This window comes from Flavobacterium sp. CG_9.10 (assembly GCF_015752245.1).
Classification (GTDB): Bacteria; Bacteroidota; Bacteroidia; order Flavobacteriales; family Flavobacteriaceae; genus Flavobacterium.
On sequence record NZ_JADOVD010000007.1, the window covers coordinates 174,278 to 186,943 of the forward strand.

The 12,666-nt window shown below is 33.5% G+C and carries 13 protein-coding genes and 1 riboswitch; of the genes, 6 read left to right on the forward strand and 7 right to left on the reverse strand.

Annotation, left to right across the window (positions count from 1 at the left end):
* Nucleotides 1-86: 86 nt before the first annotated feature.
* From IWX84_RS08050 to IWX84_RS08060, 3 genes are read right to left on the reverse strand one after another with little or no spacing between them, the layout of a single operon-like run.
* Nucleotides 87-869, reverse strand: a complete 783-nt coding sequence (locus IWX84_RS08050) for an ABC transporter ATP-binding protein (RefSeq protein WP_196850222.1) — start codon at nucleotides 867-869, stop codon at nucleotides 87-89.
* Entirely contained in the window at nucleotides 869-1,900 is a 1,032-nt protein-coding gene (locus IWX84_RS08055; protein ID WP_196850223.1) for a FecCD family ABC transporter permease, read from the reverse strand. Before IWX84_RS08055 ends, IWX84_RS08050 begins: the two co-directional genes overlap by 1 nt.
* Nucleotide 1,901: 1 nt before the next feature.
* Nucleotides 1,902-3,044 (reverse strand): ABC transporter substrate-binding protein, encoded by a 1,143-nt coding sequence (locus IWX84_RS08060; RefSeq protein WP_196850224.1) that lies wholly within the window; start codon nucleotides 3,042-3,044, stop codon nucleotides 1,902-1,904.
* 82 nt (nucleotides 3,045-3,126) lie between these two features.
* Nucleotides 3,127-3,463, forward strand: a riboswitch (cobalamin riboswitch).
* A 106-nt stretch (nucleotides 3,464-3,569) separates the two neighbouring features.
* Between IWX84_RS08060 and IWX84_RS08065 the strand changes: the two genes are divergently transcribed.
* A complete protein-coding gene (locus IWX84_RS08065; RefSeq protein ID WP_196850225.1) occupies nucleotides 3,570-5,525 on the forward strand; it encodes a TonB-dependent receptor plug domain-containing protein in 1,956 nt (651 codons plus the stop codon).
* 65 nt (nucleotides 5,526-5,590) lie between these two features.
* Here the strand turns inward: IWX84_RS08065 and IWX84_RS08070 are convergent, their stop codons facing one another.
* Together IWX84_RS08070 and IWX84_RS08075 are read right to left on the reverse strand one after the other, a co-directional pair.
* Nucleotides 5,591-6,205 carry an N-acetylmuramoyl-L-alanine amidase gene (locus IWX84_RS08070; protein WP_196850226.1) on the reverse strand — a complete coding sequence of 205 codons (615 nt, stop codon included), beginning with the start codon at nucleotides 6,203-6,205 and terminating at the stop codon, nucleotides 5,591-5,593.
* 60 nt (nucleotides 6,206-6,265) lie between these two features.
* A complete protein-coding gene (locus tag IWX84_RS08075; protein WP_196850227.1) occupies nucleotides 6,266-7,711 on the reverse strand; it encodes a S41 family peptidase in 1,446 nt (481 codons plus the stop codon).
* 123 nt (nucleotides 7,712-7,834) lie between these two features.
* On the opposite strand from IWX84_RS08075, the gene IWX84_RS08080 reads away from it, so the two are divergent.
* From IWX84_RS08080 to IWX84_RS08100, 5 genes are all read left to right on the forward strand, one after another.
* Nucleotides 7,835-8,344 carry an RNA polymerase sigma factor gene (locus tag IWX84_RS08080; protein ID WP_196850228.1) on the forward strand — a complete coding sequence of 170 codons (510 nt, stop codon included), beginning with the start codon at nucleotides 7,835-7,837 and terminating at the stop codon, nucleotides 8,342-8,344.
* Nucleotides 8,331-8,804, forward strand: coding sequence for a hypothetical protein (locus tag IWX84_RS08085; RefSeq protein WP_196850229.1), 474 nt, complete (start codon nucleotides 8,331-8,333; stop codon nucleotides 8,802-8,804). The genes IWX84_RS08080 and IWX84_RS08085 overlap by 14 nt, the downstream gene beginning before the upstream one ends.
* 16 nt (nucleotides 8,805-8,820) lie before the next feature.
* On the forward strand, nucleotides 8,821-9,348 hold the full coding sequence (locus tag IWX84_RS08090; RefSeq protein WP_196850230.1) for a DUF4252 domain-containing protein: 528 nt from the start codon (nucleotides 8,821-8,823) through the stop codon (nucleotides 9,346-9,348).
* 1 nt (nucleotide 9,349) lies between these two features.
* The gene (locus IWX84_RS08095) at nucleotides 9,350-9,886 is read left to right on the forward strand and encodes a DUF4252 domain-containing protein (protein WP_196850231.1); all 537 of its coding nucleotides are present in this window, start codon (nucleotides 9,350-9,352) and stop codon (nucleotides 9,884-9,886) included.
* A gap of 340 nt (nucleotides 9,887-10,226) precedes the next feature.
* The gene (locus tag IWX84_RS08100) at nucleotides 10,227-10,394 is read left to right on the forward strand and encodes a hypothetical protein (RefSeq protein WP_196850232.1); all 168 of its coding nucleotides are present in this window, start codon (nucleotides 10,227-10,229) and stop codon (nucleotides 10,392-10,394) included.
* A gap of 233 nt (nucleotides 10,395-10,627) precedes the next feature.
* Here the strand turns inward: IWX84_RS08100 and IWX84_RS08105 are convergent, their stop codons facing one another.
* Both IWX84_RS08105 and IWX84_RS08110 read right to left on the reverse strand, forming a co-directional pair.
* Nucleotides 10,628-10,846 carry a hypothetical protein gene (locus tag IWX84_RS08105; protein ID WP_196850233.1) on the reverse strand — a complete coding sequence of 73 codons (219 nt, stop codon included), beginning with the start codon at nucleotides 10,844-10,846 and terminating at the stop codon, nucleotides 10,628-10,630.
* A 117-nt stretch (nucleotides 10,847-10,963) separates the two neighbouring features.
* Nucleotides 10,964-12,541 (reverse strand): serine hydrolase, encoded by a 1,578-nt coding sequence (locus tag IWX84_RS08110; RefSeq protein WP_196850234.1) that lies wholly within the window; start codon nucleotides 12,539-12,541, stop codon nucleotides 10,964-10,966.
* Nucleotides 12,542-12,666 lie beyond the last annotated feature (125 nt).

A 12,666-nucleotide genomic window follows, 5' to 3' on the forward strand; every position in this document is an offset into this window, starting at 1 on the left:
ATTTATGGTAAAATGGATAAGCGGCATTTCTATGAAGAAAAGTATTTTTTATCACAAATTGACTTTGGAATAAAATGGCGGTAATATTAAATAATCATAAATTTTCCTTTATCGGCGTCAAAAACAATATGTTCATCTTTGAATAAGGTATTAAAACTTCCTTTTGCGATAAAATTACAAGGCTCGTCTTGAATTACTGTTTCAGGCGTCATAATAATCATTTCATCGCTCAACTGTATAGCCATATCGATGTCATGAGTAGAAAATAAAATGCATTTTCCAGTTTCGTGCGTGAGTTTTTTAAGTAGTTTAAAAAGGCTTACCTTGTGTAATAAATCGAGATGAGTTGTAGGTTCATCTAAAATTATTAGCGGTGTATCTTGTGCCAAAGCACGTGCAATCAATACTTTTTGTAATTGCCCATCACTGATTTCATAATGTTTTTTAGCGGCTAAATGGCTGATTTGTGTCAGTTCCATCGCTTCGTTCACTTTTACAATATCCGTATCAGTTAATTTTCCAATCCAATTGGTATAAGGCTGTCTTCCTAAAGCAATTAGTTCAAAAACGGTCAAGTTACTGGGAGGCAATTTTTCGGTTAGGACCACACTTAGATTTTGTGCCAAGGTCAAGGCGTCTATTTCGTGAATGTTTTGGCCGTTGAGCAAAATAATTCCGGAAATTGTTTTTTGAATTCCGGTTATCGTTCGTAAAAGCGTAGATTTTCCAATACCGTTTGCACCAATTAAGGCAATAAGTTTCCCTTTTTCTAAAGACAAATTAATATCTGAAGCAACAATTGATTTTTCTTTTTTATGAGAATATCCAATGCTGATTTCTGAAGCTTGTAAGATGATTTTGTTTTCCATTAGTTCATCATTTTACGTTTCCTAATTAATAACCAAATTACAATTGGCGCCCCAAAAATCGAAGTCACAGCATTGATTGGCAAAGTAATATCACTGCCGGGAAGTTGAGAAATACTGTCGCAAATCAACATGATAATAGCCCCGAAAAGCAGTGTGCTCCAAAACAAAACAGTATGGTTGCTGGTTTGGAAAACTAATTTGGCGATATGTGGCACGGCCAATCCAATAAAAGCAATAGGTCCGGCGTATGCGGTAATACTTCCGGCCAAAATACTGGTGGCAAAAATGATGATAAGTCTTGTTTTTGCATAGTTCAAACCCAAACTTCGGGCGTAGTTTTCACCCAAAAGCAAAGCATTCAAAGGCTTAATGCTTAAAAGACTTAATAATAGACCTACAGCCACGCATATGGATAAAATTAGAATTGATGTCCAAGACAAATTGCCGAGGTTACCCAAGGACCAAAAAGTGAATTTTTGTAATTGTTCAGCGGTACTGAAATAGGTTAGGGTTCCAACAATAGCGCTGGTCAAACTGCCAAACATTAATCCTACAATCAAGATGGCCATAGTGTCTCGCAGCCGATGTGAAACCGCCAAAACTGCCAATAAAACTAAAAAACTACCCAAACTTGAAGCTAAAACGATTCCATAAGAGGATAATAATATCGTCGCTATAAATTCAGGTAAAAAAGCGGCGCCTAAAATAACCATAGCCACACCTAAACTAGCTCCTGAACTTAAACCTAGAACATAAGGCCCTGCAAGCGGATTTCGAAATAAGGTTTGCATCAGCAACCCACTAATGGATAAGCCCATTCCAACCAGAATTGCAGCAACAGCTTTAGGTACACGATAATTGATTATGATATATTCCCATGCTTCTTTACTGGAATTTCCTCCGGTTAAACTATTAAAAACTTCTTTTATAGGTATAGAAACTGATCCTAAACTGATGTTGACCAGAAACAAGAAAACTACTCCGATGGCTAGGAAGATAAAGAGAAAAATATTTCGGTTTGTATCAGTCAATTTATTCTAATTTCTGAAAGAAAAAAAGTTGGTGATTTGGCAACAATTCAGGATGAAAAATTTTAATCAAATCTTTCAATACCCAGTCGGGGCGGGTAGGAGACCATTCGAAATATAAAATCCCGCCTTTTGCGCCTTTATTTATACCGTACGAATATACTTTTTTATTTTTAAATGATACAAATTGACTGTAATGTGGATTGCTGTCACTCATTTGTTTCAACGAAGAAAAATCGCCCGGAGCAATCCAGAAATCAGCATTTTGTGCCTTATCTAATATAGTTTCAAATGGTAATGGTAAACTGCCAGTTCCTTTACTATCAGCCCATAAATAGTTGGATTGCGCATCTTTCAAAAATAAAGCAGCCCAACTTTCGCCTTGAGGAACATACCATTGTTCTTGAAACATTGCACCGCTGAGAACCGTCGGTTTTGAGGTTGCTTTTTTGGCTATAGCCAAAGTGTTTTTGTATTCTTTTTCGATTTCAGAAAAGAGGGTATTCGCTTTAGAATCTAATCCATACAAAGCGCCAAAAAATTTAATCCATTCGGCTTTTCCTAGTGGAGATTGTTCGGTCCAATCGCCATTGAGCATTACCTTTAAACCACTTTTTTGTAAATTATCCAGCGTTGGATTACTGTTGTTTAAACCAAAACTGACAATCACATCTGGAGCCATGTCAATAAGAACTTCAGTGTTTAGCGTTTCATTTGTACCAACTTCTCTAACTTTTCCCGTATCAATTAATTTTCTGGTTTTCTCAGAAGAAATATAATCTGTATTAGGAAAACCAACCAAAGTTTTTTCCACACCCAACATTTCCAAAGCTGGAATGTGTGTTGTTGAGGTAACTACAATCGATTTTATTGGAACAGAAATAGCAGTAAATTGTTTTAAACTGTCGGGAATGATTCCATTTTTTTCTTGTAAAACATAGGTGAAATTTTCTTTGGCTTCAGGCCAAGGACTGGTAATTTTAACTATTGAATAGCCTTTGTATTTGTAGATTTCTAAGCCTTTTGCATAGTGAACTTCATTTTTTGAAGAAGTAATTATAGCATTGGAAGTTTCCTTATTTTGCTTGCATCCACTAAAAAAAATGACAAATAAAAAGAAGGTGAATTTTAAAAAAATTGTTTTCATAACATGATTTTCAAGAATTGCAAAGGTATATTTAATACTTTTTAAAAATCAAATTTTATTTTTTATTCAAATGATAAGGTTATATTTGTCGCCGTATTGAGGTTGCTGTTTTTGTTTTTCAAAACGGCACTAAAAGGGAATCAAGTGCAAATTTAGGAATTATGAATTTAGATTGAGGATTTTAAATCCCAAATCCCAAATCGTAAATCCCAAATTAAAAATCTTGGGCTGTACCCGCAACTGTAAGCTATAAAGCTTGTTGTTATCTACAAAACCATTGTTCAAATAAATTAGAATTAATGATTTAGGAATTAGGATTAAATAATCCTTAATGAATAAATCTAAAATCCTAAATCAAGAATGAGAAGGTAAACAACAAGACGCAAGCCAGGAGACCTGCCTATTACATCGAGTATCAAACTTTCGGGAAAAAAGGTTTGGGTATGGGTAATTCTATGCTTTTCTCCCACTTTTTAGTCATGTAGCAGTTTAAAAAATCGGACTGTTACTAAATGTTTTATTAAAATGAACAATAAAATCGTTCGTATTAGTGCGTTATGCGTGCTAATAACTTCTTGTGCTTTTGCGCAAAAAAAAGAAACTATTTCAACTCAAAATGAATTGAATGAAGTAGTAGTTTCCGACTCCAAATTTGCTTTAGCAAAGGAAAAATCAGGAAAGGTGATTACTAAGATCACAGCTGAAGACTTGAAAAAAAATGCTGGACAAAGCATTGCAACTATTCTTAACACGGTTGCCGGTTTAGAGATTAACGGAAGCCACAGTGTAGCGGGGAAAAATTTAGGCTACTACATTCGGGGAGGAAAGAACAATCAAGTACTTATTCTTATTGATGGAATTCCTTTAAACGATGCTTCGGGAATTAGTTTTGAGTATGATTTACGTTTGCTTCCCGTTGATCAGGTAGAAAGTATTGAGATTATGAAAGGAGCTGCAAGTACTTTGTACGGTTCTGGCGCTGCGACTGGTGTAATCAGTATTACTTTGAAAAAATCAGGTAAAAAAGCCATTGAAGGAAATGCGTATTTGAACATTGGAACAAATAATACAGCATCTACCAAAAAAACTTCCGCACAGGATTTTAATCAAGGTTTTTCAGTAAATGGCAATGTGAAGAAAGTCAATTATTTTGCTTCTTTGAATAGTACTGAGACCAACGGAATTTCTCAAATTGCACCACCAAATCCAAATGCAAACTATGAAGAGGATGGTTTTTCGCGGATCAATTATTTAGCAAAACTGGGGTATAAAGCAACGGATAAATTGACGCTGGATTTCTTTGGTAATTATGACCGAATCAAAAATGATTATGATTATTCTTTTGATAATACAGGTTCTAATGACACGAATTTAAATACTACAAAGTCTGAACAATTTCGTTTTGGTTTTGCACCAAAATACAAGTACACAAAAGGAGATTTTGTACTGAATTCAAGCTTTAACAAAATAGTTCGTGCCTATAATGATTTTGACACCTATTCAAATAAAGCAGGATTTTCACAATACGATTCCAGAAGCGTGAATGTGGATGCCTATAATAAATATGAAGTTACGCAATCCCTATTTTTTGTTACTGGTGCTCAATATCAGTTTCATGACATGAATAGTGTAACGCCTTATGGGAATATTGCTAAAGAGAAAACCAAATTTAATATGATTGATCCTTACGTTACAGGGGTTTTTAATTCTGATTTTGGTTTGAATCTAAATATTGGAGCGCGTTTAAATATCCACAGTCAATATGGAAATCAATTGGTGTATAACGTCAATCCTTCTTATGATTTCAAATCGATTCCATTAAAGATTTTAGCTTCCTACAGTACAGCGTTTGTGACACCTAGTTTGTACCAATTGTATTCCGAGTATGGAAATGCAGATTTGACACCAGAGAAAAACAGTACGATTGAAGCCGGCTTTGAAACACACTTTTTGAATAAAAAAATCCGATTGAACGCAGTAGGTTTTTATCGTGAACAAACAAATTTTATTGGATTTTATTCCAATCCGGTAACATTTAAATCAAATTACATCAATATTGATGGAATGAATAAAGCAAAAGGTGTGGAAACCGAAGTCTCTTTTGCCTTGAGCGAAAAAATAAAGTGGAATTCTAATTATACGTTTACACAAGTTGATACTGCATTAGACCGACTAATTCCTAAGCATAAAGTCAATTCGTCGTTGGATTTTCAAATAAATAGCAGTCTGTTCTTTAATGTGAATTATCAATATGTGGATGGCAGAAAAGATGCGTTTTTTGATGGAAACACTTATGAAACAAAAAAGATTGTTTTAGGATCATATCAATTAGTAAATTCGTCCGTACGATACGAATTGATAAAAAATAGGCTATCCGTTTTTGGTGCGGTAACTAATATTTTAAACGCTGATTTTGTAGAGAATGTTGGTTATAGTTCCCTTGGTAGAAACTTCAAATTAGGATTGAATATCAAATTATAATGCAATAAAGTAGAGAATCAAAAAAGGCTTTCAGTGATGAAAGCCTTTTTTAAGATGTATTGTTTTTATTTCATTTCCGAAATGAATTCTGAAATGGAATTTGCAATTTTATTTTGCTGCTGGTCATCAATCAAATATTTCTTGTCATTCTCATTTGTTAAATAACCCAGCTCAACAATTACGGCCGGAACATCTGATTTTTTAAGGATGTAGAAAGGACCGGTTTTTACAGCTGATACTTTGAAATTAGTATTTTTTGAAAATTTATCGTTTAGCTGATTGGCAATTGCATGTGATTTTTCAAAAAATTCAGTTTCTTTTGCCACAAAAAACTCTAAACCGGATGTTTTGTTATTTAAGCTTGCATTTACATGCAGGGATAAAACTAAATTAGGTTTTAGCTTATTAATAAAATCAGTTCTATCTTGAAGTGATAAAGATTTATCATCATTTCTGGTAAAATGGATTTCTACATTTTTATTGGAAGATTTAATTTTATTAGTGACTTGCTCGACAATTTGTTTTTCAGAAATAGCGTTAGCGGTTACTCCAAAATCATCTCCACCGTGTCCTGCATCAATTACCACAATTATTTTTTTGGGCTCTGCGGGTGTAGGATTCATAAAGGCAAAAGAAGTAATTGCAGTCAAAATCAAAAATAATTTTGTTGTGTTTTTCATTTGTATTTCTTTAAAATATTGACAGTCAATTAATAACGGGTAAATCTATCTTTTAGTATGTTATTTTAAAGATTGCAAGAGCCCTTCAGGTGCTTTGTCAAGATACATTTGGTTTTGTAATCCATTTATAGATTTTACATCTGTAAAATATTCGAAATCTTTTTCCGGACTTTGTCTTAGCATTTTTACTGTTCCTGTGATTTTTCCAATTGCAGTACTTAATAAAGGCTCCGTTGTGTTACCAAGAATATCTAGATTGCCTAAGTTCTCTTTCAATTCATAAGTAGGTTTCAATCCGTTGAAGTAATCACCAAAACCTGCGGAATTTACAATTTTTAAAACAATAGGTTGCATGGCATAGCGATGATTCGGGTTTCTATTGTCTTTGCCAAAAGTAGGCGAGTCATATAATGTAACTGAACCCACATTTTTTCCAGTAGTTATGTCGCCAATTTGTACAACCTCCATATACGGTTTCAATCCATTAATCACCAACTCACTTGCCGAAGCGGTACTTTTTGTGGTTAAGATATAAATTTTAGTCAAATTCAAACTATTAATAGTAGTAGATCCTATTTTGTCCGTAAAATTGTTTTTTAACGCATCCGGGTTATTGGTTTCAAAATAGCTGTTGATTTTTGGATTCCATTGTTGTTTTGCAAATATCTGCCCAGTATATTGTCCCGTAATCATACTTGCTAAACGGGTAGCTGTAAGAACTGAACCACCTGAATTATAACGTAAATCAAGAACTAAATCAGTAATTCCTTGCGATTTTAGTGTGCCAAAAGCATCGTTTAACTGATTGTCATAATCGGCATAAAAACCATTATACATCAAATAGCCTATTTTATGAGTGCCTGAAGTGATTACGGTATTTAGTGAAATGGGATTTTCAGCTAAAACTGTTTTGGTCAATGAAACCGTTTTTCCGTTTGGGGTAATTGCTCCATTATTATAATCGGCAAGGTTTAACGTATAACTTTCGGCAGCAAGTAAAGTTTGATAATTACTTGCGGTAAGTTGAGTTCCGTTTATTGCGTAAAAGATTGCTCCACGCTTGATGTCTTTGGTTGATGCATCTGAACCAGGAATAATATATCTTACCCAACCAAATATTTCAGTAGTGCTTCCGGATTTATATCTTAAGCCATAATCGACTCCAGTATTTTTAGTAGTTCCTTGCAGTACTCCTTCTAATTCTAAATAATCACTTACAATCCAGCTGAATCTATCAATAGATTTGTCAACTCTTAAAGCATCAAATAAACTTTCGGGAGTTGAATAACCTGACAAAAAAGTATTCAGTTCTGCCTGTGAGGCAAAACGGTCGTCAGATAGATTAGGGACGTCAGCTTGCCATAAATAGTATTGGTTTAGTCCTTTCCAAATAAAATCTTTGATAGCAAGATCCTTTGGTGTAGCGACATCATCCATATCTTGACAGCCTTGGAAAGTAAAAACCGCTAAGAATAATAAAAGCGTAAATTGGAATATTTTTTTCATGTTTGGGGTTTCAATATCTAATATAAACGTAAAAATACTAACTTTAGTTTTATTTTCTCTTCTTTGTAACAAAAAGAAACATGTATCGTCTTTATAATATAACCGCTTTAATAAATACTCTTTATGAACCAAAATGAGTTTGTGCAGCTAACCAATCCATTCAAAGACAAAGTTTTTAGACTGGCTAAGCGATTGCTGACAAGCACGGAGGAAGCCGAAGATGCTACTCAAGAAGTTTTGGTAAAGTTGTGGAGTAAAAATGGAAGTTTGGATGGTTTTAACAGTGTAGAAGCTGTTGCGATGACAATGACAAAAAATTATTGTTTAGACCAATTAAAATCAAAGAGAGCAGGAAACCTAAAAATCGTTCATACTAATTTTACTGATAGAGAGCCTAGCTTAGATAAAAAAGTAGAAGATGTTGATAGTTTAAATTGGGTGGAAAAAATAATCAACCAGTTACCGGAACAGCAGCGAATACTAATTCAGATGCGGGATATAGAACAATATGAATTTGCGGAAATCGCAAAAATAGTGGAGATGAATGAAACAGCCGTTCGCGTGGCACTTTCAAGAGCAAGAAAAACGATAAGAGAAAGCATGACAAAAACGCACAATTATGGAATTAAATAAAATAGAAATACTAGTAGAAAAATACTTTCAAGGGGAAACCAGTATTGTTGAAGAAAATGAATTACGTACTTATTTTTCTTCAGTGGATGTTGCGCAGCATTTAGAACAATACAAGCCTATGTTTGGTTATTTATCTCTTGCAAAAGAACAAAAGTTGAGACAAGAAATCGCCTTACACGCAATCCCTAAGTTTCGAGAGGAGGGTAAAAAACGTAATGTAGCGTGGTTATCAATTGCCGCTTCTGTTGTTGTTTTGTTGGGAATAGGAACGTATGTGTTTTATAATTATGATAATGCAAGTGAGAAGCAAGATTTAGGAACGTATGATGATCCTGAGGTTGCCTTTAGACAAACACAAAAAGCATTAGACTTATTATCAAAACATGTAAATGTTGGCATAGAAAGTGTAAAGTATGTTGAAGAATACCAAGAATCAAAAGAATTAATTTTTAAACAATAAAATAAAAAATAGAAAAATGAAAAAATTTATAATAACATTAGTAATAGTATTAGTTTCAAGTCCATTTTTTGCTCAAGCGGCTTTTGATAAATTCGACGGACAAGACGATGTGACTTCAATTATTGTCAACAGAAAAATGTTTGACTTGATGAGTAAAGTAAAAGTTGATGCTTCTGACAAAGAAACACAACAATACATGAATTTGATAAAAAAATTAGACAACCTTAAAGTTTTTACAACCAAAAGTACCAGAGTAGAAAATGAAATGAGAGCTACAGCTGAGAAGTACATAAAAACTGCCGGACTAGAAGAGTTGATGCGCGTAAATGACAGCGGTAAAAACATTAAAATATTGGTAAAGTCGGGAGCGACGGACTCTAAAATTAGAGAACTCCTGATGTTTATTGAAGGAGCGAAAAATGACAATACCGTTTTAATGTCTTTGACCGGTGATTTCGATTTGAATGAAATTTCGATTCTTACGGATAAAATGAGAATTCCTGGCGGGGATGATTTGAAGAAAGCAACAAGAGGTAAAAAGTAAGATGAAATCTTTTTATACCATAGCGCTACTCTTCAGCTTGTTTTTGATCAGTTGCAACTCCGAGCCTACATTGCAGAAATACTTTGTAGAAAATTTAGAAAACAAGAATTTCATTGCTTTGGATGTTTCTCCAAGTATATTGAATGTGGATAAAGCCAAACTATCTGCGGAGCAAAACGGAGCTTTGAAGTCCTTTGAAAAGATGAATGTATTGGCTTTTAAACTGAATGGAGCCAACAAAGCGCAATTTGAAGTGGAACGCGCTAAAGTAAATTTGATTTTAAAGGATAAAAAGTACCAACAGCTTATGAAGTTTGGTTCCGGTAAAGAAGGTGCTTCTGTAAGTTTTGTGGGTACAGATGAACATATAGAAGAGTTTGTGCTTTTCGCCAATAGGAAAGAAACGGGTTTTGCAGTGGTTCGAATTCTGGGAAAAGATATGAATCCCAATAATATTATGACGATGCTTTCGGTTTTAAAAGAATCTAAAATCGATATGGAACAGTTAAAACCTTTGCAGGAACTGCTTAAAAAATAGAATGACTTTCATATAACTATGAGCGTCTCGGTAATTTACCGAGGCGCTTTTTTTGTGGTAATCATTTAAAGATAAGATTCGATGATATTTGCCTATAATGCATTTTTAAATAAGTTTTAAAAGATATATAATATAAGTTAAACGCTGTTTGTGAGGTGTTTATGTGTCATTAAATACGAAATTGGAGTTGTAGGAATCTTAGTTTAATTAATAAACGCAATAGATTAAATTTTTAAAAAAATCACTAAAAGTTGGTATTGTCTAAACAACATTATACTAGTTCCTTTGTATTAAAATAGATTTTTAGTATTGTATTTATAAATTCATTATTGTTTAAAAAATGGCTGTAACTGAAGATAGAATTGGAAATAGTGATCTAATAAGAAAAGAGTATAAAAACAACAAACTATTTTTATATTTAGGTACCTTTTTTATTATAGCTGCGGGTTTATCTATTGGAATTTTAATAGTGATGGCTCTTTTAGCAAAGCTTGAAGGAAGCTATTGAATGTCATCAGCTAAAATATAATGAGTTGTAAAAGTATTTCTTTCGTCTTTTCAACAAAGTTCCGCTTCAAAATAAAAAGTAGCAATTAAATAGATATTTATCCAATGTAAAAGCGTCCAGATTTTGGACGCTTTTTTATTTTTTCTTATTGAATATTTGTATTGAAATTGGCAGTAACCATTGGAATTCACTTAATTTATTATTTCTGTGTTTTAGCCTATTTTTCCATTCTATTAACCGATGTATTTAGAGGTTTTGAACTTCCCAATAATACTGCGTTGAGTAAATTTTTTTATGGTGAATTTTGTTCCCGGATTTTCTGGTATTTTACGGGCAACTCCTTTGTTTTTATTATTGTTTTCTTTGATCAAAATTATTTGGTCAAAAAGGACTTTTTCATTTTCAAAATCAATAAGTTTTCCAGCTTTGATAACTTTTATTTTTGATGACACAAATGATTCTAAACCAATTCCTTAAAAGGCTATGATAACTAAGATTTTTTTTATTAAAAATTTAAAATTAAGTGCGATGCGATTCCCCGCGACTTGTTGCTGTTAAAAGCTGGCTTTTTATTTTTTTACCCGTTGCAAGTCCAAATCCTGAAAGTCAAAACTAAAATCGATAGCAGGCGAAATACCTTTCATCTTTATGCTTTGTGCTTTCCCAACCTCGTCTAAACTAAACATGGCAAAAGCGTCACAAGGCATATCCTGGTATTCCCATTTAATAGCAAAAGTGTTTGCTTTATAAAAACTCATTGGTCCGTTTAGTTTTGGTGAACGATATGATTTGAACCATGGTTGGTCTCCCTTTAAAAATATTTCAATTTTGCCAAACCAATTGTCTTCATATATCCCTACATAATCTTGTAGATTAATTTTGGTCTTTTTCGCTAACTCAACTTCTTTCCATACGTTAGAAGTTATTGAATCGGCATTGCTTTTTCTGCTCGCAATAATTTTGGCGTATTTTTCTACATAATCAATTTTATCCAATTCCAGATAGCTATCGACAATTGTATTGACAACTGCCGAAAATAGTGCGCCACCGCCATTTTCAGTATTCGTTAGTACTACGATGCCTAAATTCTTATCCGGAATTAAACTTACTTTTGATAACATGCCGGGCAATCCACCGGTATGCGAAACACTTAAATTTCCTTTGATATCAGTCAAATCCCATCCTAAACCATAACCCGCAAAATGTGAATTGTACCTTGGGTTAGAGTTCGCATCCAATACAGTATGAATTTTCCACATTTCTTTTTGTCTTGCTACGGTAAATAGTTGTTTCTCTAAATTGACGCCGTACTTGCCTTTATTTAACTGCATAATCATCCATTTTGACATATCATCAACATTAGATAATATACCGCCTGCTGCTCCGTTTATCATCTCTTGAAAGGTAGCAATCTTTCTTATACTACCGTTTCCAATTCCTTCAGTGGAATGTGGTACTGCCAAATTTGTTTTATCTTTCATAATCGTAATTGTAGAATAGGAATTATTCATTTGCAAGGGTGTCATAATTCTTGTTTGAACAAATTGCTCCCAACTCTTTCCACTTATTCTCGAAACTAATTCGCCAGCCACAAAATAGAGTTGATTGTCATAGTCAAACTGCGTTCTAAAAGCAGAGACCGGTTTGAAATATTGGAAACTCGTCAAAACATCCTTTATAGTGAAGTTGGAACCATCAGGGAAACTATTTAAATCTCCTACTCCTAGACCCAAACCACTGCGATGGCATAACAAATCTTCAATTGAAAAATTCTCGGTTACATAATCATTATACATCTTAAATTCTGGTAGATATGTTTTCACTTTATCTTTCCATGATATTTTTCCTTCATCAACTAAAATTGCCAAAGCCGCAGTTGTAAATGCCTTACTGTTGGAAGCAATCTGAAAATTGGTATATGCGTCAACTGGAAGTTTTGTGTCGATGGATTTTACGCCATATCCCTTTTCGTGAATGATTTTTCCATCTTTGACAATTGCTACAGCAACTCCAACAACTTTGAATTCCTTCATTGCTTTTTCTACCAGTGCATCTACTTCTGATGTAGTAATTTGAGCCGATAAATTGGTACTTAATAATAATGCACTAATTGTAAATAATAAGAGGTACGATTTTATTTTTTTCATAATTCAATATTTGGTTTTCTGGTTTGGTTGTAATGTACGGCTGCTGCTAACTTGGACATAGGACCAGCAAAATTATTCTAAGAATGTCTTTTGATGTGTACTTATTTGATAAGCAATAGGTTGGT